We start from the raw sequence: 22,215 nt of genomic DNA on the forward strand, positions 1-22,215 counted from the left end.
TGGGGAGTGGTAAAGGAGTCTAGTGTCAGGCACGCCGAAGCGGCGGGCAATTCTCCTGTGCCCCGGGATGGGCTTCATCATCCCCGCCGCGACCCCGTCCGGCTCAGACAGCGCGGCGTCAGAAGCGTTCGAGCTGCATCTCGCGCAGGCGGCTCAGGGTACGTCGGAAAGGAAACTCCAGATAACCCTCGGTGTAGAGGCGCTCCAGGGCTACGGCCGCTTCCACGAAGAGCGGCACCCGGCGGTCGTAGCACTCGTCCACCAGGGCGATGAAGCGGCGCACGCCATCGTCATGCACTGACAGCTGCGGCAGCTCGCGGTCACCGGCGGCCACGCGCTCGACGCCATCCTCGGTACCACGGGCGATGCGCCCTTCGCGGCGGGCAGCGCTGAGGTTGGGTACATCTCCCAGCAGGATCGCCGGGAAACGGTCACACAGGGCGATGAAATCCAGCGCCGCCAACGGCTGCTCGCACAGGTCGGCATAGCGGAACCAGGCGGCTGCCGCGCATTGCCGCACCACCGGCACCGGGCGATGTCCCAGTTCCACCGGTTCGTCCGATACGCCCTGCCCCGCCGCCAAGGCCTCGAATACCCCGGCCAGGGCACTCGGCCGTCCGGGTTCGGCCACCCAGTAACGCTGGTGGGCCGCGCCGGGATGCAGGCGATGGTCCTGTCCACCGTCCACCGCCACCACCTGCATGTGCTGTTCGATGGCCTCGATGGCAGGCAGGAAGCGCTCGCGATTGAAGCCATCGGCATAGAGCTGCCGGGGCGGCTGGTTGGAGGTGGCGACCATGGCAACGCCCTCCTCGAACATCGCCCGCAGCAGGCGTCCGAGCAGCATGGCGTCACCGATGTCGTTGACGAACAGCTCGTCGAAGCAGAGCACCCGGACCTCTTCCGCCAGTTCACGGGCCAGCGCCCGCAGCGGGTCCGGCGTGCCGGTGAGCTGGAACAGCCGCTGGTGCACCCAGCGCATGAAGTGATGGAAGTGCTGACGCCGGGCCGGGACCTTGAGGCTCTGGTGGAAGCGATCCATCAGCCAGGTCTTGCCGCGCCCCACCGGGCCCCAGAGGTAAACGCCGGTCGCCTCGCCAGCACGGTGCAGCGCCTCATGACAGGCCTGCAGGCAATCCACGGCATGGCGCTGGGCCGGCTCCGGCTGGAACCCGCCCTGCTCCAGGGCATGGCGGTAGGCGGCAAGAGGGGATTCGAAAGTCATGGCGCCGCATTGTGCGGGTTGGGTCATGGGAAGCAAGGGTACCGGCCTATCGACTGCTCTGATTGTGGGGGCGATTTCAATCGCTAAGCAGACCGCAGGCCTGCCTTGCCAACTTCCTGGGGCCACGGTGTGGCCCTTGGCGAATGAATTCGCCCCCACAGATTTGCAGCAGGATTGATCCTTAGAACTGCTCCAGCGCCAGCAGGTCGGCCAGGGGCTGGCGACGGCGGATCAGGCGCAGCTCATCACCGTCCACCAGCACTTCCGGCAGCAGCGGACGGCTGTTGTAGTTGGAGGACATGGACGCGCCATAGGCACCGGTATCGTGGATCAGCAGCAGGTCGCCGACCTGCGCCGCCGGCAGGACACGCGGTGCCACCAGGCCGCCGTCGTGCTGGGTGAAGACGTCACCGGACTCGCACAGCGGGCCGGCCACCACCGTCTCACGCTGCGCAGCGGTGGACGGGTTGCCGTCGGCGTCCAGCAGGCTCATGCCGTGGAAGCTGCCGTACATGGATGGACGCATCAGGTCGTTGAAGCCGGCATCCACCAGGATGAAGTGGTTGTTACCCACATCCTTCACCGCACGCACTTCGCTGAGCAGGCAGCCGGATTCAGCCACCAGGAAACGCCCCGGTTCCAGCTCCAGGCGCACCGGATGCTGCACGATGCCCTCGATTTCGCGGCGGGCCAGGTTCCACAGCTCGGCATAGCGCGGAATGTCCACCGCCGGGTCGTTCTCGCGATAGGGAATCGACAGGCCGCCGCCGGCGGAAATCGCTTCCAGGTCGCAGCCCAGGTCGCGCACCGCGCCGACCATGGCGCCGCAGACTTCTTCCAGGTGGCGGTAGTCGACGCCCGAACCGATGTGCATGTGCAACCCCACCAGCACCAGGCCGTATTCGCGGATCACCGCCACCGCGTCGTGCAGCTGGCTGTGCCAAATGCCGTGCTTGCTGTTCTCACCGCCGGTGTTGGTCTTCTGGCTGTGGCCATGGCCGAAGCCGGGGTTGATGCGCAGCCAGACGCGGTGGCCGGGGCTCGCCTGGCCAAGCTGGGTGAGCATGTCGATGGAGCCGACGTTCACCTCGATGCCCAGTTCCACGGCGCGCGCCAGCGTGGCGCGGTCGAGCAGGTCGCAGGTCAGCACCACGCCGGCCGGTTCACCCTTGGGCGAGTAGCCGGCCAGCAGCGCGCGTTCGATCTCGCCGAGGGACACCGCGTCCACCTGCACGCCCTCCTCGCGCATCAGCCGCAGAATGCTCAGGTTGGAGCAGGCCTTCTGGGCGAAGCGGATCACGTCGAAGCCCTTGAGCTGGGCGATGCGCTCGCGGATCACCGCGGCGTCGTAGCACCACAGCGGGGTGCCGTGTTCACGGGCGAGAGTGGCGAGGGTAGCGGCGGGAATGTTCGGGCGCATGGCAGCCTCCGGATTCAGGATGGCGTCATCATGGCGAGGCGGGACGATTCAATAAAATACCAATTCATGAACACACCATTCATTATTGATATGTACCGACACCCGTTTCCGAGCGCCCCATGGACCTTTCCATTCGCCATATCGAAATCTTCCGCGCCGTGATGACCGCCGGCAGCGTCACCGGCGCCGCGCGCCTGCTGTTCACCTCGCAGCCCACCGTGAGCCGCGAGCTGGCGCGCTTCGAGCATTTGCTTGGATTCCAGCTGTTCGATCGCCAGGGCGGCCGTCTGACGCCCACCGCCCAGGGGCTGGCGCTGTACGACGAAGTGCAGCGTTCCTACGCCGGCCTGGAACGCATCGTCGGCGCGGCCCAGGCCATCCGCCGCTTCGACCAGGGCCAGTTGGCCATCACCGCCCTTCCGGTCTTTGCCCAGACCCTGCTGCCGGGGTTCTGCCAGGCCTTCCTCGAACGCCACCCGGGTGTGCGCCTGTCCATCAGCGCCCAAGAGTCGCCCCTGCTGGAGGAATCACTGAGCGGCCAGCGGCATGACCTGGGCCTGTCGGAAACCGACCTGCTGCCCCGAGGTACCCGGGGTTCGACGCTGTTCGCCGCCGATATGGTCTGCGTGCTGCCGGATGGCCACGAGTTGCTGGCCAGGTCAGAACTCACCCTGGCGGACTTCCACGGCCGACCGTTCATCAGCCTGGCCGGGCTGGACATCTACCGACAAAGCCTGGATGCCCACTTCCAGGCCGCCGGGGTGGAACGCCGGATGGTGGTGGAAACCAGCACCGCCGCCTCGGTCTGCGCCATGGTCCGCCGGGGGCTGGGCCTGGCCATCGTCAACCCGCTGAGTGCGCTGGACGAGGCCGGGCGCGGGGTGCAGATACGCCGGCTACAGACCTCCGTGCCCTTCCGCGTGCAGCTGATCCGCCCGGAGTACCGGCCCTCGTCGGCGCTGGTGGACGAAGCGGAGGACGTGTTGAAGGACGTGGCGGAGGGATTCCTGGGACGGCTGGAGTCCCGGCTGCGCGGAGTCATTGCATAGGGGCGCCGCGCGCACCGGGAAGCCGGCACCTGTCCTGGGCATTGCCTCGGTGCGCATGGCGCACCCTACGACCTGTGGGGGCGATTTCAATCGCTGGGCAGGTGAAAACCTGCCCTTCGCTCATTACTGCGAACCCGCCTGCACCGTCGCCTGGCGCAGCTGGTTGTCCTTGTACTGGCGGTAATTCTTCGCGGCCGCCGGCACCGGGCCGCTCTTGCCGGTTTCCAGCCAGCGGCGCATGCGCGTGGCGTCCGCCACGTGGGTGTATTTGCCGAAGGCATCCAGCAGCACCATGGCCACCGGGCGACCGTTCATGTGAGTCAGCATCACCAGGCAGTGACCCGCCTCATCGGTGAAGCCGGTCTTGGTGACCTGAATGCTCCAGCCGGCCTTGCGCACCAGATTGTTGGTATTGCGGAAGCCCAGGCTGTAGCGCGGCTTGACGAAAGTGATGGTCTTTTCCGGAGTGGTGCTGAGCTGGCTCAGCATCGGGTACTTGCGCGCTTCCTTGAGCAGCAGCACCAGGTCGTGGGCGCTGGAGACGTTGTGCAGCGACAGGCCGGTGGGTTCGACATAGCGGGTGCTGGTCATGCCCAGCGCGCGTGCCTTGGCGTTCATCGCCTTGATGAAGGCCGAATAGCCGCCCGGATAGGCCTCGGCCAGGGCGGTGGCGGCGCGGTTCTCCGACGACATCAGGGTCATCAGCATCATGTCGTGGCGGCTGACCTGGCTGCCCACGCGCACCCGCGAGTACACGCCTTTCATGTCCGGGTTGTCACGGATGGTCACGGTGATGATCTCGTCCATGGACTGTTTGGCGTCCAGCACCACCATGGCGGTCATCAGCTTGGTCACCGAGGCGATCGGGGCGACCAGGTCGGGATTGCGGGAATACAGGACCTTGTCGGTCTTGAGGTCCAGCAGCATCACGCTGCCGGAAGCCAGGTGCAGTTGCGCCGGGTCGCGAACCGGCGGCGGCGCTTCCTGGGCTTGGGCCGGGGAGCCTGCGAAGACGAACAGGCAGGTACCGAGAACGAACAGCTTGGCGATCGAACTGCAAATTTTCACGATGCGTCCAGTAAAGAAAGAAAAAAGGAAGGAAAAGAAGAGTAGGACCCATACCTCAGGAGTATAGGAAGGAAGACGCGCTGATACTCAGCACCTTCCGTCAATGAGGCCCGATTCTGCGCCTTTGGCCGTAGGACTGCCAGAGGAAGTACCAGGTGTTTCCGCTATATCTGCGTTAAGTGTCGGGACGTCTCGCCAAGACGGTTTCTACCAGGTTCCGAGGGCTGACTGGACGGTGGTCAGGCAAACCGGAGCGGATGGCTGGAACGAAGAAGGGGCGCTGCGCGGCGCCCCTTTTTTCCTGATTCAGATCACCCGTGCCGGATGCTGCTGGCGCGGGCTGCCGAGCATTTCGCGGTAGGACGGCGGCTGGCGGCCCTCTGCTTCGCCGATGCCATAGCCCTCGGCCAATTCGGCGGTGATCAGGGTCTGCCCGCTCAGCGCCTTGAGCTTCGGGTCGTTCAGCAACGCATGGATCACCCGGCCGTTGAACTCCGGCGTTTCCGCCATGGCGAGGAAGGCCTCGTACTGGTCGGCCCGCTCGGCACCGGCAATGGCGGTGCGTTCGGTACGCTGCGGCCCCAGCCACAGGGACACAGCGCTGACGCCGGTACCTTCGAGGTCCACCGCCATGTCCGCGGCGAACTTGTCCACGCCGGCCTTCTGCGCGCCGTAGGCCGGGCCGTGCATGTAGCAGCCAGCGCCGTAGGACGAAACGAAGGCGATGAGCCCGTGGCCGTTCTTCACCAGCAGCGGCGCCGCGTAGTAGCTGACCACGTAGGCCGAGCGCAGTCCCACGTCGAGGATGTCCACCAGTTCCAGGGGTTTCTCCCAGAAGGGACCGGGGTCGATCAGATTCTCGTGCAAGAAGGCCACGTTGTTCACCAGCAGGTCGAGGCAGCCCTGCTCCTCTTCGATACGGGCGAACAGCGCGCGCACCTGCTCGTCATCACGATGGTCGCAGGGCACGGCGATACCCAGGCCACCGGCGTGGGTCACTGCCTCGGCGGTTTCGGCGAGGCTGCCAGGCAACAACTGGCCACGCAGGTGGCTGGTGCTCTCGGTCGCGGAGCGGCCGCTGAGGTAAACGGTCATACCGGCGGCCCCCAGGGCAATGGCGATGCCCTTGCCGACGCCACGGCTGGCACCGGTGACCAGGGCGATGCGGGGTTTGTTTGCAGTCATGGGTTTCTCCCGTATGGGTGCGCCAAGCGCACCAAAAGCCCGCACGAATGCTTCGGTGCGCTTGGCGCACCCTGCGGGGCGTAGTTGGCTTCGCTCTTCCCGGACTCAGGAGGGCAGGCCTTCGGCCTGTTTCGCGAATGAATTTGCGTCTGCAGGTTCAGTGGCGGCGCCATGCATATGGCTGGCCGCCAGGAAGCCGAACACCATGGCCGGGCCGAGGGTGGCGCCGGCACCCGGATAGGTGCGGCCCATCATCGAGGCGGCGGTGTTGCCGATGGCATAGAGGCCCTCGATGGGGCTGCGGTCTTCGCGCAGCACGCGAGCATGCACGTCGGTGAGCAGGCCGCCCTTGGTGCCGATGTCTCCGGCATCCACCTTCACGGCGTAGTACGGCGCTTTCACCAACGGGGCGAGGCAGGGGTTGGGCTGCACGCTGGGGTCGCCGTAGTAGCGGTCGAAGAGCGAATCGCCCTTGTGGAAATCTTCATCCCGGCCCGCCTGGGCCATGGGGTTGAAGCGCTCGACGGTACGCAGCAGGCCGGCGGGATCGACGCCGATCTTCGCGGCCAGTTCCGCCAGGCTGTCGGCCTTCTGGTAGTAGTTGCGCAGGTTCTTCGGCAGCCGGCCGTCGGGCATGGCGTAGCCCGGCAGCAACGCGCCGCAGGGGTACTTGCGGCGGAACTCGGCATCGAACACCAGCCAGCAGGGCACGCTGCGGGCGCCTTCGCTGTCGTGCTGGTACATCGCATAGACGATATCGGTGTAGGGGGCTGCCTCGTTGACGAAGCGCTGGCCGGCCGAGTCCACCATGATGCAGCCGGGCAGGGTACGTTCGACGAACAGCGCGCGCTGCTTTTCTTCGCCCTCAACGAAAGTGGTCGGTGCCCACCAGCTGTGGTCCATCAACGCAGTGGCCGCGCCCAGGGCCTGGCCGGCGCGGATGGCATCACCGGTGTTGCAGGGCGGCGTGGCGCTCCAGCTGCTACGGGACGGCTGCGGATGATGCTGGCTACGCATCTCCTGGTTGCGCTCGAAACCACCGGCGCCGAGCACCACGCCACGACGGGCGCGGATCAGCAGGCGGCGGCCAGCGCGCATGACTTCGGCCCCCACCACCCGGCCGTTTGCCTCGATCAGCCGTTCCAGGCGGCAGCCGAGCCAGAGCGGCACGTCGCGATCCAGCAGCGAACAGCGCAACGCGCCGATCAACGCATTGCCCAGGGTGAGGAAGCGGTCGCGCTTCGAGCGCAGGCGCCCCGGCAGATCGCGCCAGTAACGCCAGAGAATCTTCAGGGTCAGGCCGAACCAGCCGGGGCCACGGCAGAGCAACACCTGGGCTTCCTTCATGGTCATCGCCACGCGGCCCATCATCAGGGTGCCGGGAGAAGGCTCGCGCATCTGGGCGAACGCATCGCCGAGCAGACGCGCATCGAAGGGCATCGGGTCCATGGAGCGGAAGCCGGGCTTGCCGCCCGGAACCTCCGGGTAGTAGTCGGCATAGGCCGGCTGCGACTCGAAACGCAGCCGCGAATGCTCTTCGAGGTAGCGCACCACCTTGTGACCGTGCTCGACGTAGGCCTCGATGCGGCCGTCGTCGATCTCGCCGTGGGTCACGGCGCGGATGTAGGCAATGGCTTCTTCCGCCGAATCCCGCCCGCCGAGAGCCTCCATGCGGTGGTTGCAGGGTATCCAGATACCGCCACCGGATACCGCCGAGGTCCCGCCGTAGCGGTCGCTCTTCTCCACCACCAGCACCTTCGACCCCAGGTCATGGGCACGCAGGGCGGCGGTCATCGCGCCGGCTCCCGATCCCACCACCAGCACGTCGCAACTGTGGTCCCACTGCAGGCTGTTCGCGCTCATCGGGTCGCTCCCTTGTTGTTCTGTATGCGCATTCCAGCCGGATTCTCGACAGCCCTTCTCGCCGCAACATCGTCCGTTGGGACTAACGGCCAGCCAAGTCGCCCGAACCGATCCGCGTAGTCTTTTTGGACGATGTTGCGCCCCCTCGCTGACCACATATTCAGGCCGCCTCATTCACCAACCCTTAGGTGTGGTCCGCGTGCGGCTGCGCCACGACTCCCCGGAGAGGGACCCGATGATAAGAACAACAATCGACAACACTGGAACTCCGCTCGGCAGGGCAATCCAAATCGCCTTGGTGGGCCTGCTCGGCGGGCTGGCCACACAGAGCCAGGCAATGAGCTTCAACCCCAATCCCGATATCAAGGTCGACTGGGATACCACCCTGAGCTATGGCATGGCCTGGCGCCTGGAGGACCGCGATCATCAGTTGAGCGACGAGGCACGCAACCCCGACGGCAATGACGGCGATAACGCCTTCGACAAGGGCAGCCTGATCAACAACCGGATCAGTTTCCTCAGCGAAGCCAACCTCAGCTGGCGCGAGGATTTCGGCATTTTCGTGCGCGCCACCGGCTTCTACGACGCGGTCTATGACCAGGGCAACGACAACGGCACCGGCACCTCCAACTGCTTCGCCGGCGGCAAGTGCTCACGCCCCGACCGCTTCTCCGATGAGACCATCGACCAGCACCGCGACGACCTGCGCTTCCTCGACTACTACGCCTACGGCACCTGGGATCTGGGCGGCCACGCCTTCAACCTGCGGGTTGGCGACCAGGTGGTGAGCTGGGGCGAGAGCCTGTTCTACCAGGGCATCTCCTCCGCACAGAGCCCGGTGGACGCGACCAAGGCCACCAGCCCCGGCGTAGAGGTCAAGGAAATCCTCCTGCCCGTCGGCCAGGTATTCGCCCAGTTCAGCCTGACCGACGACCTCAACCTGCAGGCCTACTACCAGTACGAGTGGGAGGAGACGCAACTCTTCGGTGTTGGCAGCTACCTGTCCACCACCGACTTCATCGACGAAGGCGGCTTCAACGATGCCACCGGTTTCGTGCGCCGGTTGCACGACGATAAACCGTCCGAAAGCGGCCAATACGGTGTGGCCATGACCTACACCGCCGAGTCGCTGAACAACACCGAGTTCGGCCTCTACTACTCGCGCTTCCACGCCAAGACGCCGATGCTCGACTTCCAGACCGACCTGGGCAGTTACCGCGCGCGCTACTTCGACAATATCGACCAGTACGGCTTCAGCTTCGCCACGGTACTCGGCGACACCAGCTTCGCCGGTGAAGTGAGCTACCGCGATGGCCAGCCGGTGCTGGTGAACAACGCCTTCAGCAGTGCCGTGCGCGCCCAGACGCTGCAAGCACAGACTTCGCTGATCCATGTGGTCGGCCCCACCTCATTCGCCGACAACACCACCCTGGTCGGTGAGCTGGTCTACAACACCGTGCTCGACAACGACGAGTCGGCGCCCTTCAGCCCCTTCCCCGGTTTCAGCATTCCGGGCACCGACACCCTGGTCGGCGACCGCGACGCCTGGGGTTACACCGTGCAGGCCTCGTTCGACTACAACAACGTGTTCAGCGGCTGGGACCTGACGGTACCTATCACCTACAGCACGGCGGCACAGCACGACAGCGCCCTGCTCGGTTCGATCAACGACGGACAGGGTGACGACCGCATGAGCGTCGGCACCAACTGGCGCTATCTCGGCAACTTCTCGGTCGAGGCGCTCTACAGCGCCTACCTCGGCAATGCCAACAACGCGTCACTCGCGGACCGCGACAACATCGCCCTCACCTTCAAGTACCGCTTCTGAAGCCCCCACGGAGGAGCGCAGCATGTCCATGATCACTCCCACCCTGTTTCGCACGGCCCTTGCCCTCGCCCTGTTCGGCTGCAGCCTGGCCAGCCATGCCAGGGTCAGCGAATCGGAGGCCGCACGCCTCGGCCAGGACCTCACGCCGATGGGCGCCGAGAAAGCCGGCAATGCCGACGGCAGCATTCCGGCCTGGAGCGGCAAATGGCGCGGTACCCCGCCCCACGTGAAGTTCGGCGGTCCCGGCAGCCCCTATCCGGACCCTTACGCCGACGAGAAGCCGCTGTTCGTTATTACCGCGCAGAACATGGACCAATACGCCGACAACCTGTCTGACGGCGAAAAAGCCCTGCTCAAACGCTACCCCGACACCTTCAAGATGCCGGTCTATCCGAGCCACCGCGACTTCCGCCTGGACGCGAAGATGGAGGAGTTCATCAAGAAGAACGCGCTGCAGGCCGAACTGTCTGCGGATGGCTACGGCACCAACAATGCCTGGGGCGCATCACCGTTCCCGATTCCGAAGAACGGCACCGAGCTGATCTTCAACCACACCATGCAAGGCCGCGCCGCCACCGAGGAAGCCACCTACGTGCAGGCGGTCAACTACGCCGACGGCAACAAGGTGTTCGAGAAGGTCAACTACAAGATCTATTCGATCTGGTCGTCGTCCGACCATGACCTCAGCAACTCCGAAGGGATCCTCTCGCACTTCCTGCTGACCAGCCTCGAACCGGTCCGCAAGAAAGGCGAGATCGTCGTCGGCCACGAGTACATCAACGCCGTCACCCAACCCCGCCAGGCCTGGCAATACGCGCCCGGACAGCGCCGCGTGCGCCGCGCCCCCACCGTTGGCTACGACTCGCCCACCGGCGCCGGCGGCTTCCGCGTGTACGACGAGGACCGCCTGTTCAACGGCGCGACTGACCGCTACGACTGGACAATCGTCGGCAAGAAAGAGGTGTACATCCCGTACCACAACTACAAGATCGACGACCCCAGCGTAAGCCACAAAGAGCTGCTCTCCAGCGCTGGGCACATCAACCCCGAATACATGCGCTACGAGAAACACCGCGTCTGGGTGGTAGAGGCCAAGCTCAAGCCGAGCGCCCGGCATATCTACGCCAAACGCGTGCTCTACCTCGACGAAGACAGCTGGGCCGCCGCCCTGGCCGACAACTACGACAGCCGCGGCCAGTTCTGGCGGACCAACATGCAGACGTCGATCTACGCCTACGACATGCAGCGCTTCCACGCCCGCCTGGGCATGTACCACGACCTGATCGCCGGCTCGTACATGGTCGACCGCCTGCTCGACGAACAGAAACCCGCGCTGCTCAATGCCAGCAATTTCAGCTCCAGTGACTTCACCCCCGGCAATCTGCGCAAACTGGGTACGCGCTGATGCCTGGTTCCGGCTGGCGCCATAGCGCCAGCCGGACTGCCCACCCGACGCTTGCATGCCATCCATCAGGAGCCTTACGCCACCTCCCCCTTGCACCTGGCGTGCATGAAAACAACAAGGAAAGCCAGACATGACGATGCGTGCCCCTCTCCGGCCGATTTTCGCACTAGCACTCATTGCAGCCCTGCCCCCGGTATTGCGGGCCGAAGAATCCGCGACGCCTCCTGTCCACCCCGGCTTCGCTTTCGAAGCCAGCAACTTTCCTTCAGCAGCCACCAGTCAGCGCCTGTACGACGAGCTCGACTATCAGCGGGCGGTACAGGCCTACATCTGGGGCCAGCCACTGGTCGGCCTCGCCGCCATAGCCGAAGGCGCGCGCCGGATCGGCATCCAGCCGAACGAGCTGTTCGTCTTCGACCAGGGTCTGAAGGTCAACCAGGCGCTGCAAACCGGCAACGACGACGTCATCTACTCGTTCAGCTATTTCAACCTCAAGGACAGCGGTCCCCTGATCGTGGAGATTCCGAAGGGAAACCAGTCCGGCGTCCTGCTGGATGCCTGGCAACGACCGATCGAAGATGTCGGCCGGATCGGTCCGGATCGCGGCGAGGGGGGCAAGTACCTTATCGTTCCGCCCGGCTATACCGGCGCGCTCCCCGACGAGGGTTACATCATTCGCAACGCGGCCACCTTCAACGGCCTGCTGTTCCTGCGTGCAGTGCGCACCCCTCGGCAGACGCAGGAGAGCGCCGTGGAACGCCTGGCGCAGAGCAATCTCTATCCCTATGCGCAGCATGCTTCGCCGCCGCCTCTGCGCATGCGCAAGATGGGCCTCGACGACTATGACGGCCTGACTCCGAAGGGCCTGGACTACTTCGAACTGCTCGCCCTCCGCGTACGCGAAGAGGTCGGCGAGGAGCGCGACCGGATCATGCTCGACATGCTTGCCAGCCTCGGCATCGAGTCCGGTCGGCCCTTCACACCGGATGCCCGCATGCAGCGGACCCTGGATGAAGCCGAGCGCACCGGCCGGGTCATGGTCGCCAACCTGGAGATCAACCCACGCAATCCGCGCCGCGCGATCTTTCCCGGCACACAGTGGCGAAACGGCACCGGCATGACCCACTACACCCAGGAGCGCGGCTCAGTGACCGAACTTGACGAGCGCGCCGCGCTGTTTCGCTTCGGCTTCGGCATGCACAAGTTTCTCGCCCCCGGCTTCAAGCCGGTTCCTGGCAAAGGCGCGGCCTACGCCATCGCTTACCGTGACGGACAGAACCGCTACCTCGTGGGCGACAAGACCTACCGCCTGCATGTACCCGCCGCGGTGCCGGTAGCCGACTATTGGTCGATCACCGCCTATGACGCGGACAGCTTCAACTTCGTCGACAACCGGCAAGAGCGTCCTTCGCTTTCCTCGCTGCAGGATCTGGCGCGTAACGCCGACGGCTCGATCGACCTGTACTTCGGCCCGCAAGCCCCCGCTGGCGAGGACAGCAACTGGATCCAGACCATTCCGGGCAAGGGTTTCCTGCTGTTGCTGCGTCTGTTCGGCCCGACGCAACCCTTCCATGACGGCAGCTGGGTACTCGGTGACGCCAGCGCGATTCCCGCGTCGGAACTGGCCTCCAGTCAAGATTGAGTTCGAGCACCCGCGAGGTCTCCATGCACACATCCATCCATGCATTTGCCGCGATTCGTCGCAGCCTCTCGACGTCGTCCCTGCTCCCGGCTCTCGCGCTCGCCGCGTTGTGCCTCATCCAGGCTCCGCTGGTACAGGCCGGTGACGCAGCTATGGAGCAGATCGACCCGACCCTGACACCGACCGAAATCCGCCAGTTGAGCAAGCAGGCCTTCTTCTGGGGCATGCAGCAGGCGGGCTTCTATGAGCTGCGCTACCTGTTCACCCAGCAAGACAAGGCGCCGACCTACCGCGGGCTCAATCGCCTGCAGCACGGCCGCCAGTTATTCACCGCCAAGCAACGCTTCGCCACCACGCCGAATGCCTCGACCCTGTACTCCGGCGGCTTCTTCGACCTGCGCGAAGGGCCGGTGGTGGTCCTCTCCCCCGAGGTGAAGGACGGCCGCTACTGGAGTATCCAGGGCATGGACCAGTACGCCCGCTGGTTCTTCATGAGCGGCAGTCCGTTCAGCGGCAACGCTCCGCAGCAATATCTGATCGTCGGTCCGGACTGGAACGGCAGCTTCCCGGCCGGTTTCAGCGCCACCCAGATCGTCCGCGCGCCATCCAACGCCATCGTGATGACGCTGCGCCTGGCTGTGAAAGACAAACACTCTGCGGCGGACCTGGCCGCCGCCGGCAAGATCATGGACGGCGTGGCCATCCTCCCGCTCACGCTCTGGCTGCAGCACGACCGCCAGGCACCGGCCCTGGAAAAGCAGCCAATCGTCAAGGCTGGCTACGCCAGCTTCCCGCGCATGGCGCAGATCGGCGACCTGACCCGAGGCATGACGCCGATGGATTACCTGCAACTGGTCAGCCTGGTGCTCAACGATGCCTCGATGACCCCGCGCCGCGACTCTCAGAAGGAACTGGAAACCCTGCGCGACCTGGCGCGCATCGGCCTGCGCCCGGGCGTGATATTCGACCCCGCACGTCTCAGCGACAGCCAACGCAGCGCCCTTGAAGCAGGTTTCCTCGAAGCGCGCCAGCAGGCGCGCCAAGCCTTCCAGCACGCCTTGCGCGACATGAACGGCTGGAAGCTGCAAACCAGCCTCGGCTACGACGACAACGATTACGTGCTGCGCGCTGGCGCCGCCGAGATCGCCTGGGGCAGCCCCGTTCCCTACCAGTCGCACACCATCGCCTACGGCCTGCAGGATGCCGACGGCCAGCCTCTCGATGGCCGGCACCGCTACACCCTGACCTTCGACCTCGATCAGTTGCCGCCCGTGACCGAATTCTGGGAGCTGCCGATCTATGACGACTACGGCTATTTCGTCGACAACCCCATCGACCGCTACAGCGCCACCAGCTACATGCAGCGCAACGGCGATTTCGCCGTCCACGACGGCAAGCTCACCTTCTACCTGCAAAGCACCCGGCCAGACATCCCGGAGCAGGCGCGCAACTGGTTGCCAACCCCGAGCAGCGGCCAGTTCCGTCTGGCGCCGCGCTTCTACGGGCCGACGTCGGCCCTGATCGACGGCTCATATCCCATGCCGAAGATCGTCCGCGTGCCCGACTGACACACGCACCCGATAGTCGATCCTCCGGATCGACTTCACCAACCCGAGCAGGAGCCTTGCATGCCCCGTCTCACTCAACTTGGACTCACCTTCTGCCTGTCATTCGGCCTGCTGGGTGGAACGCCCCAGGCGAACGTTCTCGACGCTGAGCAGAAGCTCATCGGTGAGGCGTTCTACTACACCTATCCGCTGTACAAGCTGTCCGACTACCGCTGGATCGCCCTCAACGACGCGACAGCCCGTACCCATACCCAGCTCAACAAGTTCGCCCACTCGCGCGAGATCACGACGCCGGAAGATCGCTGGGCCAATGCCCCCATCGTCGATGCGCTTTACTCGACCGCCTGGATGGACCTCGCCAGCGGCCCGGTCACCTTGCACGTACCCGATACGGGCAAGCGCTACTACGTGCTCACCCTGATCGATTTCTACAGCAACACCTTCTCCTATACCGGTACGCGCGCGACCGGCAATGCTGCTCAGCGCCTGTGGCTGGTCGGGCCTGACTGGAAGGGCGAGGTGCCGGCGGACGTGCGCCTGGTGCGGGCGCCAACCAACGATGTCTACGTGAACCTGCGGGTGCTGGTGGATGGCAAAGCCGACCTCCCGGCGGCGCACGCCGTGCAGGATGGCTTCCGGATCGAGCCCGTCAGCACGGCCAGGGCCAACGCGCCGGCTCGCCCCCAGCCCCTGCGCGACGATGCCGAACGCTATCTGCAGGTGGTCAACCAGATGCTCGAGCTGGACCCACCGCCGCCGGAGCAGCGTCAGAAACTGCAGGCGTTCGCCAAGGTTGGCGTCTGCGGCAAAGCCTGTAGCTGGGACAAGCTGCCCACCTCGCAGCAGCAGGCCTGGCGCATAGCGCTGCCGAAACTGCAGGCTGCCTTCATGCAGACCTACCTCCAAATCAGTGCGGCCAACAGCTGGATCGACTACAGCCCGCCCGGCTCGCTGCTGGGTACCGACAAGCAACGGGACTTCCAGCAGCGGGCCTACGCGCTTGCCCTGGGCATGGGCATGCTGGGCCTGCGCCGGGAAGAGGCCAACTACTGGATCACCCTGCGTGACGAACAGGGCCAGGCCCTGAAAGGTGATGCCCGCTACCGCTTGCGCCTGCCACCCGGCGGCCTGCCCGCACAAGCATTCTGGTCGATCAGCCTGTACACCGCCGGCAAGGATGGACAGTTCCTCTACGCCAACCCATTGAAGCGCCACCACCTGGGTGATCGCACCGGCCTCACCGCCAATCCGGACGGCAGCGTCGACATCATCCTGCAGCCGCAGCCGCCTGCCGAGCTTCACAGCAACTGGCTGCCAACTCCGGCCGATGGCCAGGAATTCGAACTGTTCGTTCGCGCCTACATCCCCACGTCCGAGGTACTGGCGGGCAGCTTCAAGATGCCACCGGTGCACCGGCTGGACTGACCCTGGCGAGCCGGCAATACCGGCTCGCTGATCCCGGGCATGCCGGGAGGCGAACGCCACAATGGCGCCGCTGCCCGGCAGTAGTTGCAACAGCACCTTGTTAGACCTGAAACAAACCGTCCGTTAGGTCAGCTTTTCCAAGCAGCCCCACCTCACGAGGAAACAATAATGAAAACGCTGTTGAGCGCCGGTATTGGCGCGGCCGCCCTTGGTCTCTCCCTGCAGGCCAGTGCCTTGAACATTCTCCTGACCAACGACGACGGCTGCCGCGCTCCCGGCATCGATGCCGTGTACCAGGAGCTGGTCGCCGCCGGCCACCAGGTGACCCTGGTGGGTCCGCAGAACGACAGCAGCGGCATCGGCGCCGCCAGCGTGGTGGTGCCAGGCCAGGCCGTAGCCGTCACCCAGCTGGCCCCGGGCAAGTACTGCGTAGGCGCCCCCGCCGACTACACCCCACCGGCCGGCAAGACCTCAGCCATTGGCACCCCGGTGGACGCGGTGAACGTCGGCCTCGACCTGTTGCTGAAAGACAACCGCCCGGACCTGGTGGTCTCCGGCACCAACTTCGGCGACAACGTCGGCCCGCTGACGCAGATGTCCGGCACCGTCAACGCCGCCGTGCGCGCCATGTTCAAGGGCATACCGGCGGTGGCCGTGTCCACCGCCATCGACCTGCAACTGTTCGCCCAGGACCCGCAGGCCGGCTACCAGAAAACCCTCGACGCCATGGACGACACCGCGCGCTTTGCCGTCCGCGTGATCGACCGTGCGGCCGGCGTCGGCGCCGAGGCCCGGCGCATCTGCGACAAGAGCCACGGCAAGGCCAAGCCTCACTGCGAGACCAACGTGATCGGCCTGCCGGGCACCACCGGGCTGAACATCAACTACCCGGCACTGGAAGCCGGTCAGGTGACGGGCGTCGCCTTCGCCCCCATCGGCGACTGGGGCAATGTGGCATTCGCCCCGCAACAGGGTGCCGATGGCGTGGTGCGGGTCAACCTGGTCCCGCCGCCCGCCCCGACCGCCGAACAGAAACAGGCCGACGCTTACCAGCTCGGCCTCGGCAAGGCAGTGATCACTGTGATCGACGGCAACCTCACCGCCTCGGCCATCATGCAGGCTCAAACGAAGCTGATGCTGGAAGGGGTGAAACCCTGAGCATTCGCTGATTGAAAAAACAGCCCCGCGAGCATGCGGGGCTTTTTTGCGTGTGCGAAAGGCCTGGTGATTCGCAGCAAAGCGTAGCCCGGTTGAAATCCGGGAGTAGCGGAGGGACTTTCCCCGGATTTCATCCGACTACGGAACTGGTTCAAAGATCAATCGGAGGGGCAGGCCTTGCCACCAAGATCTTCATAGAAGGGGCGAATTCATTCGCCCCTACAGGAATGTCGAGTATCGAGTCAGGCAAACACCGTCGGTTGGTTCAGCACGCAGCGAATCCCGCCCGGCAGCCCCATGCTGGCCACGCACTGGTTGCAGTGGGTGCAGCCGCTGCGCCAGGTTGCGCCTTCGTCCTGCAGGCGTTGCGGCAGGTGCGGGTCATTGAGCAGAGCGCGTCCCAGGGCGAGGAAGTCGAAGCCTTCCTCCACCGCACGCGCCATGCCGTCGGCGCTGGTCACGCCGCCCAGGTACACCAGGGGCATGGATACCGCCCGGCGCATCTGACGGGCCAGTTCGAGGAAGTAGAGTTCCTCGAACGGCAGGTCCGGGAAGCTCGCGCCGCCGAACCATTTCATCGCCGTGCGCTGCAACGGGTTCTTCTCCAGCGGCACCATCTGTTGCAGCGGGCTGTCGCCACGGAAGAGGAACATCGGCGTGCGACTGACCAGCCCGCCGCTCATGACGATCGCGTCCAGCCCCGCCTGCTCCAGCAATAGCGCGGCCTGACAGGCTTCCCCTATGTCCAGGCCGCCCTTGAAACCGTCGCTCAGGTTGAGCTTGGCAAGGATCGGGAAATCCCGTCCCACGGCGCTGCGGACCGCCGCCAGCACCTGCAGCGGCAAGCGCATGCGGTTTTCCAGACAGCCACCGTAAGTGTCGCGACGCTTGTTCAGCGCCGGGGAGATGAACTGGCTGAGCAGGTAGCCATGCCCCATGTGGATTTCGACGGCATCGAATCCCGCGTCACGTACCAGGCTGGCTGCCGCCGCGTACTCGGCGACGGTGCGGCCGATATCGGCGCTGTCCATGGCGCCGCCGAAGGGAATTCCGGAGAACAGCCCGTACTGGTTGATGCAGGCGCTGGGGCCGCGCGGACGTGGGATGGTGCGCGGGCGATTGCGGCTGAAATAGCCGCAGTGGGCAAGCTGGGCAGAGATGGCGCCCCCTTCGGCATGCACCGCTGCAGTCAGGCGCTGCAACTGCGGGAAGATGCCGGCGTGCATCCACATCTGGTCGGGGAAGGTCAGGCCATCCGGGGAGACACCGCAATAGGCCACCGTGGTCAGACCGACACCGCCCCGCGCCATGGCGGCGTGATGGCGGATCAGGTCGTCGCCCGGAATCCCGCCCGGGCACATGCCTTCGAAGGTGGCGGTCTTGATCAGGCGGTTGCGCAGTTGAAGGCCGGCCAGGCGAGCCGGCTGCCGCAGGGTATCCAGTTGCGGGCTCATGCCGGCTCCCGTGCGTCGAAGGGGACGAATTCGGCGACTTCCAACTCGAAGCCGGACACCGCCTTGTAGCTCACCGGAAAACTCAACAGACGCATCTTGCGCACACCCACGTCGCGCAGGATCTGCGCACCAACGCCCAATGTGCGCTGCGGGAAGCTGGGCGGACGTGGCTTCTGCGAGCCATGCTGGAGCTGCTCGATCACCGCCGTCGGGGTTTCCTGGTGCGCCAGCAGCACCACCACGCCTGCGCCCTCCTCCGCCACCTTCGCCAGGGAGCGCTCGAGGTTCCAGTGGTTCGGGTGGGTGTCGAGCAGATCGCGCAGGGTCTCCACCGACTGCACCCGCACCAGCGTGGGCCGGTCGCGGCGGACTTCACCACGAACCAGGGCCAGGTGCAACTGCCCCTGGTAGTCGTCTAGGTAGGTGATGGTGCGGAACTCGCCGTGGCGGGTGCGGATGGGGTACTCGCCCGAGCGGCGAATAGTGCCCTCGTGGAGGATGCGGTAGTGGATCAGGTCGGCCACGCTGCCCAGGGGCAAGCCGTGGCGCTGGGCGAAATCGCGCAGCGCCTGGCCACGGGCCGGTTCGCCCTGTTCGTCAAGAATGCTGACCAGCACGGCGGCCGGCATCAGGCCGGCGAGCCGCGCCAGGTCGCAGGCCGCTTCCACATGGCCGGCCCGCTGCATCACGCCACCGGGCTGGGCACGCAAGGGGAAAATGTGACCGGGCTGCACCAGGTCGGCGGCGCTGCTGGCCGGGTCCACGGCGACTGCGACGGTGCGGGCGCGGTCGGCAGCGGAAATGCCGGTGGACACGCCGCTGCGCGCCTCGATGGACAGGGTGAAGCCCATGCCGTGGCGGGCCCGCGAGTTGGGCACCATGAGTTCCAGGCCGAGGGCCTTGCAGCGCTCCTCGGTCAGGGCAAGGCAGATCAGCCCGCGCGCCTCGCGCGCCATGAAGTTGATGGCGGCGGCATCGGCATGGCCAGCGGCAATCACCAGCGAACCTTCGCCCTCCCCCTCATCGTCGGTCACCACCAGCATGGCGCCGCTGGCCATGGCTTCGATCAGTCGCTGCGGGCTGTTCATTTTCGTTTCCTCAGTTCAATGCCTGGCGCAGGTCGGCAGCCGCCGCTTCCAGTGCTGACTGCGCCTTTTCGACGAACGCGGCCATGCTGATGAAGCCGTGGATCATGCCATCGCAACGCTCCAGGCGAACCTTGACCCCGGCCTGCTGCAGACGCCTGGCGAAGTCTTCGCCTTCGTCGCGCAGGGGGTCGTATTCGGCAGTGATCAGGGTGGTGGCCGGCAGGCCGGCGAGGTCTTCGGCACGCAGGGGCGAAGCCAGGGCATCGTCGACCAGCTCGGCGCGGGGCAGGTATTGGTTCCAGAACCAGCGCATCTGCTCGTACGTCAGGAAGTAGCCGTCGGCAAAGGCTTCGTAGGAGGCGCTGTCGCAGCGGGCATCGGTGACCGGATAGAACAGGCACTGGTAAGCGATGCGCGGGGCCTTGCGGATTTGCGCCAGGCGGCTCACAGCGATGGCCAGGTTGCCGCCGGCGCTGTCTCCGGCCACGGCCAGGCGACAGGCATCGAAGCCCAGTTCACGGGCGCGCTCGGCCAGGTCGCAGATGGCGCGGTAGCAGTCGTGGGGCGCCGCCGGAAAGCGGCTCTCCGGCGCCAGGCGATAGGCCACCGAAACCACCACGGCATTGCACAGGCACGCGAGGCTGCGGCAGAGGTTGTCGTGGGTGTCGAGATTACCCATGACGAAACCGCCGCCATGGAAGTACACCAGCAGCGGCAGGTCGTCACGCTCCTCCGGTCGGTACAGTCGCGCATCCAGCTCGCCTTCGGCGCCGGCCAGCTTGAGGTTGCGCACCTCGAACAGGCGCTCGCCAGGCACTGGCGGCATCAGGTTGTCGCAGAACTGCCGGTATTGCAGCGGGTCGAGCTGGCTGTAGTCCGGTTGCGGCATGCCGCTGAACTGCTGGAGGACAGCTGCGATCTGTGGATCGAGGGACATGCTGGTGCTCCTTATGCGTCGGCCATCTGGAAGACCGGATTGGTCTCGTCGAGGATGCTGGCCAGGCGCCGTTCCAGCGCCGGCTTGAAGTTCTTGTGGGGCAGCAGCCAGAAGCGCCCGGCCTCGATACCGGCGACGACTTCGCGGGCCAGTTCGCGCGGGGCCATGCCCTGGCGGATGCTGCTGTCGAGCAGTGCGTCGAGCTGGCCGGCAGCGGCGCTGGCGGCCTGGTTGGAAGTCATGATGTCGCTGGCCACCGGGCCCGGGCAGAGCACGGACACGCTCACCTGGGCCTGGAGCATGGCCAGTTCGTAGTGGAGGGTTTCCGACAGGGCCACCACCGCCTGCTTGCTGACGGTGTAAGGGCCGAGCATCGGGCTGCACACCAGGCCGGCGAGCGATGCCGTGTTGACCACCTGGGCCGGGCGCTGCTGGCCGAGCAGCAGCGGAACGAAGCTGCGGATGCCGTTGATCACGCCGCCGAGGTTGATGTCCAGCAGACGCTGCCAGCGGTCTGCGCCGATTTCCCAGCTGAAGCCGGTCTGCATGACTCCGGCGTTGTTGAACAGCAGGTCGACGCCGCCAAAGCGTTCCACCGCCAGATCACGCAGCTGATCCACCTGGGCCGCATCGCCCACGTCGGCCACCCGGCTTACTACCTCCACGCCCTGCCCCTGCAGATGCTCGGTGAGGGCCGCCAGGCGCTGCCCGTCGACGTCGCTCAGTACCAGGCGCAATCCCCTCGCGCCCGCTTCTTCCGCCAGGCCGCTGCCTATGCCGCCTGCCGCACCGGTGATCACCGCCACCTGGCCCTGTTCGATTCGCATGGCTGACGCTCCTGCCTCTTGTTGTAGTGGCCGCCAGTAGAGCGGCTCCGGCTCGCCACTCCATCGTCCGAGCGGACGAGGCTGCAGGTCAGCCAGCGACTTGCAGCACCTGTTTACGTCGCGCGTGCCCGTGCTGGAGCCGATCGTGGGCGCTGGCCACGTCGCTCAGGGGCAGCAGGTCCAGCGCGGGTGGCCGTACCCGGCCGGCGGCCAGCAGGCTGGCGATGCGGCCGAGCAATTCACCGCTGGGCATGCGGCTGTAGGCCACCGCCGTGCGCAGGCCGCGTCGGGCCGCCTCGGCGTGATCGGGACCGGCATCGCCCGGGGCCAGGGTGAGGATGGCGACCAGGGCGCCGCCCGGCCGCAACAGGTCGAGCCCGTTCGGCAGGCTGCCCCCACCGATGCAGTCGAGCACCAGGTCTACGCCCTCCGGAGCCCAGCGGCGCAGGGCCCCGTGGATATCGCCGGCACGGTAATCGATGGCGAGTTCGGCGCCCGAGGCCTTGGCCTGGCCGGCGTTATCGGCGCTACAGGTGGTGGCGATGCGCGCACCGGCACAGCGGGCGAACTGAATGGCGAATCCACCCACCGCACTGCCGCCGCCATGCACCAGCACGGTCTGGCCGGGACGCAGGGCGCCCTCTTCGAGCAGGCCGGTCCAGGCCGCCAGTGCTGGCGTCGGCACAGCGGCGGCAGCGGCGAAGTCGAGGTTCTCCGGCATCGCCACCAGGGAGGCACGGGAGACGCAGGCGTACTCGGCGTAGGAGCCCCACTTGCCGGCGCCGACATCGCTCTGGGCGAACACCCGGCTGCCCAGCGGCAGGTCGTCCACGCCCTCGCCCAACGCGACTACGGTTCCAGCCAGGTCGAAGCCGAGGACGAAGGGAAAGCGATAGTCGAGGAAGGCACCCAGGTAGCCCTCGCGGCATTTCCAGTCCGCCGGGTTCACCCCGGCACACACCACTTGCACCAGCACTTCGCCGGGGCCGGGTTGTGGACGTTCCAGTTCCTTGAGTTGCAGGACTTCGGCTCCGCCGAGGCGTTCGATCACCACTGCACGCATGCGTGTCTCC

The 22,215-nt window shown here is 65.9% G+C and carries 17 protein-coding genes; 7 read left to right on the forward strand and 10 right to left on the reverse strand.

Going from position 1 to position 22,215, the window contains the following annotated elements:
* Positions 1-118 precede the first annotated feature (118 nt).
* Both zapE and lysA read right to left on the reverse strand, forming a co-directional pair.
* Positions 119-1,225 carry a cell division protein ZapE gene (zapE, locus tag ACFW0B_RS00680; protein WP_449146040.1) on the reverse strand — a complete coding sequence of 369 codons (1,107 nt, stop codon included), beginning with the start codon at positions 1,223-1,225 and terminating at the stop codon, positions 119-121.
* 181 nt (positions 1,226-1,406) lie between these two features.
* Positions 1,407-2,645 (reverse strand): diaminopimelate decarboxylase, encoded by a 1,239-nt coding sequence (gene lysA, locus ACFW0B_RS00685; RefSeq protein ID WP_449146041.1) that lies wholly within the window; start codon positions 2,643-2,645, stop codon positions 1,407-1,409.
* 119 nt (positions 2,646-2,764) lie between these two features.
* On the opposite strand from lysA, the gene ACFW0B_RS00690 reads away from it, so the two are divergent.
* Positions 2,765-3,694, forward strand: coding sequence for a LysR family transcriptional regulator (locus ACFW0B_RS00690; RefSeq protein ID WP_449146042.1), 930 nt, complete (start codon positions 2,765-2,767; stop codon positions 3,692-3,694).
* Between the two features lie 123 nt (positions 3,695-3,817).
* Here ACFW0B_RS00690 and pbpG read toward each other — a convergent pair whose 3' ends face one another.
* The 3 genes from pbpG to ACFW0B_RS00705 form a co-directional block, all read right to left on the reverse strand.
* Positions 3,818-4,762: a D-alanyl-D-alanine endopeptidase gene (gene pbpG, locus ACFW0B_RS00695; RefSeq protein ID WP_449146043.1), complete on the reverse strand. Its 945-nt coding sequence runs from the start codon at positions 4,760-4,762 to the stop codon at positions 3,818-3,820.
* A 306-nt stretch (positions 4,763-5,068) separates the two neighbouring features.
* Positions 5,069-5,947, reverse strand: a complete 879-nt coding sequence (locus ACFW0B_RS00700; RefSeq protein ID WP_449146044.1) for an SDR family NAD(P)-dependent oxidoreductase — start codon at positions 5,945-5,947, stop codon at positions 5,069-5,071.
* Positions 5,948-6,052: 105 nt separating this feature from the next.
* Complete coding sequence (locus ACFW0B_RS00705) at positions 6,053-7,810, reverse strand: FAD-binding protein (protein WP_449146045.1); 1,758 nt, start codon at positions 7,808-7,810, stop codon at positions 6,053-6,055.
* A gap of 235 nt (positions 7,811-8,045) precedes the next feature.
* Between ACFW0B_RS00705 and ACFW0B_RS00710 the strand changes: the two genes are divergently transcribed.
* The 6 genes from ACFW0B_RS00710 (at position 8,046) to surE (ending at position 16,836) form a co-directional block, all read left to right on the forward strand.
* Positions 8,046-9,638 carry a DUF1302 domain-containing protein gene (locus tag ACFW0B_RS00710; RefSeq protein WP_449146046.1) on the forward strand — a complete coding sequence of 531 codons (1,593 nt, stop codon included), beginning with the start codon at positions 8,046-8,048 and terminating at the stop codon, positions 9,636-9,638.
* 22 nt (positions 9,639-9,660) lie between these two features.
* A complete protein-coding gene (locus ACFW0B_RS00715; protein WP_449146047.1) occupies positions 9,661-11,043 on the forward strand; it encodes a DUF1329 domain-containing protein in 1,383 nt (460 codons plus the stop codon).
* 130 nt (positions 11,044-11,173) lie between these two features.
* Positions 11,174-12,685, forward strand: coding sequence for a DUF1254 domain-containing protein (locus ACFW0B_RS00720; RefSeq protein ID WP_449146048.1), 1,512 nt, complete (start codon positions 11,174-11,176; stop codon positions 12,683-12,685).
* 23 nt (positions 12,686-12,708) lie between these two features.
* Positions 12,709-14,253, forward strand: coding sequence for a DUF1254 domain-containing protein (locus ACFW0B_RS00725; RefSeq protein WP_449146049.1), 1,545 nt, complete (start codon positions 12,709-12,711; stop codon positions 14,251-14,253).
* A 60-nt stretch (positions 14,254-14,313) separates the two neighbouring features.
* Positions 14,314-15,678 (forward strand): DUF1254 domain-containing protein, encoded by a 1,365-nt coding sequence (locus ACFW0B_RS00730; RefSeq protein WP_449146050.1) that lies wholly within the window; start codon positions 14,314-14,316, stop codon positions 15,676-15,678.
* A gap of 168 nt (positions 15,679-15,846) precedes the next feature.
* Positions 15,847-16,836 carry a 5'/3'-nucleotidase SurE gene (gene surE / locus ACFW0B_RS00735; RefSeq protein ID WP_449146051.1) on the forward strand — a complete coding sequence of 330 codons (990 nt, stop codon included), beginning with the start codon at positions 15,847-15,849 and terminating at the stop codon, positions 16,834-16,836.
* A gap of 242 nt (positions 16,837-17,078) precedes the next feature.
* Here surE and ACFW0B_RS00740 read toward each other — a convergent pair whose 3' ends face one another.
* The 5 genes from ACFW0B_RS00740 to ACFW0B_RS00760 all read right to left on the reverse strand — a co-directional run bounded on the left by ACFW0B_RS00740 (position 17,079) and on the right by ACFW0B_RS00760 (position 22,205).
* Positions 17,079-18,290 carry an NADH:flavin oxidoreductase gene (locus ACFW0B_RS00740; protein WP_449146052.1) on the reverse strand — a complete coding sequence of 404 codons (1,212 nt, stop codon included), beginning with the start codon at positions 18,288-18,290 and terminating at the stop codon, positions 17,079-17,081.
* On the reverse strand, positions 18,287-19,378 hold the full coding sequence (gene ribB / locus ACFW0B_RS00745) for a 3,4-dihydroxy-2-butanone-4-phosphate synthase (protein WP_449146053.1): 1,092 nt from the start codon (positions 19,376-19,378) through the stop codon (positions 18,287-18,289). Before ribB ends, ACFW0B_RS00740 begins: the two co-directional genes overlap by 4 nt.
* 10 nt (positions 19,379-19,388) lie before the next feature.
* Positions 19,389-20,315: an alpha/beta hydrolase gene (locus tag ACFW0B_RS00750; protein WP_449146054.1), complete on the reverse strand. Its 927-nt coding sequence runs from the start codon at positions 20,313-20,315 to the stop codon at positions 19,389-19,391.
* Positions 20,316-20,326: 11 nt separating this feature from the next.
* Positions 20,327-21,142 (reverse strand): SDR family NAD(P)-dependent oxidoreductase, encoded by an 816-nt coding sequence (locus tag ACFW0B_RS00755; protein ID WP_449146055.1) that lies wholly within the window; start codon positions 21,140-21,142, stop codon positions 20,327-20,329.
* An 88-nt stretch (positions 21,143-21,230) separates the two neighbouring features.
* The gene (locus ACFW0B_RS00760) at positions 21,231-22,205 is read right to left on the reverse strand and encodes an NADP-dependent oxidoreductase (RefSeq protein WP_151132127.1); all 975 of its coding nucleotides are present in this window, start codon (positions 22,203-22,205) and stop codon (positions 21,231-21,233) included.
* Positions 22,206-22,215 lie beyond the last annotated feature (10 nt).

The sequence above is a fragment of the Metapseudomonas phytobenefica genome (assembly GCF_043392685.1).
In the GTDB taxonomy this organism is placed as follows: Bacteria; Pseudomonadota; Gammaproteobacteria; order Pseudomonadales; family Pseudomonadaceae; genus Metapseudomonas.

Excerpts from the sequence above, each read along its gene's own strand:
- ribB (WP_449146053.1), bottom strand. The coding sequence starts at position 19,378 with ATGAACAGCCCGCAGCGACTGATCGAAGCCATGGCCAGCGGCGCCATG.
- ACFW0B_RS00690 (WP_449146042.1), top strand. The coding sequence starts at position 2,765 with ATGGACCTTTCCATTCGCCATATCGAAATCTTCCGCGCCGTGATGACC.
- ACFW0B_RS00725 (WP_449146049.1), top strand. The coding sequence starts at position 12,709 with ATGCACACATCCATCCATGCATTTGCCGCGATTCGTCGCAGCCTCTCG.
- surE (WP_449146051.1), top strand. The coding sequence starts at position 15,847 with ATGAAAACGCTGTTGAGCGCCGGTATTGGCGCGGCCGCCCTTGGTCTC.
- ACFW0B_RS00730 (WP_449146050.1), top strand. The coding sequence starts at position 14,314 with ATGCCCCGTCTCACTCAACTTGGACTCACCTTCTGCCTGTCATTCGGC.
- ACFW0B_RS00710 (WP_449146046.1), top strand. The coding sequence starts at position 8,046 with ATGATAAGAACAACAATCGACAACACTGGAACTCCGCTCGGCAGGGCA.
- ACFW0B_RS00760 (WP_151132127.1), bottom strand. The coding sequence starts at position 22,205 with ATGCGTGCAGTGGTGATCGAACGCCTCGGCGGAGCCGAAGTCCTGCAA.
- ACFW0B_RS00720 (WP_449146048.1), top strand. The coding sequence starts at position 11,174 with ATGACGATGCGTGCCCCTCTCCGGCCGATTTTCGCACTAGCACTCATT.
- ACFW0B_RS00750 (WP_449146054.1), bottom strand. The coding sequence starts at position 20,315 with ATGTCCCTCGATCCACAGATCGCAGCTGTCCTCCAGCAGTTCAGCGGC.
- lysA (WP_449146041.1), bottom strand. The coding sequence starts at position 2,645 with ATGCGCCCGAACATTCCCGCCGCTACCCTCGCCACTCTCGCCCGTGAA.
- ACFW0B_RS00715 (WP_449146047.1), top strand. The coding sequence starts at position 9,661 with ATGTCCATGATCACTCCCACCCTGTTTCGCACGGCCCTTGCCCTCGCC.
- ACFW0B_RS00705 (WP_449146045.1), bottom strand. The coding sequence starts at position 7,810 with ATGAGCGCGAACAGCCTGCAGTGGGACCACAGTTGCGACGTGCTGGTG.
- ACFW0B_RS00700 (WP_449146044.1), bottom strand. The coding sequence starts at position 5,947 with ATGACTGCAAACAAACCCCGCATCGCCCTGGTCACCGGTGCCAGCCGT.
- ACFW0B_RS00755 (WP_449146055.1), bottom strand. The coding sequence starts at position 21,142 with ATGCGAATCGAACAGGGCCAGGTGGCGGTGATCACCGGTGCGGCAGGC.
- ACFW0B_RS00740 (WP_449146052.1), bottom strand. The coding sequence starts at position 18,290 with ATGAGCCCGCAACTGGATACCCTGCGGCAGCCGGCTCGCCTGGCCGGC.
- zapE (WP_449146040.1), bottom strand. The coding sequence starts at position 1,225 with ATGACTTTCGAATCCCCTCTTGCCGCCTACCGCCATGCCCTGGAGCAG.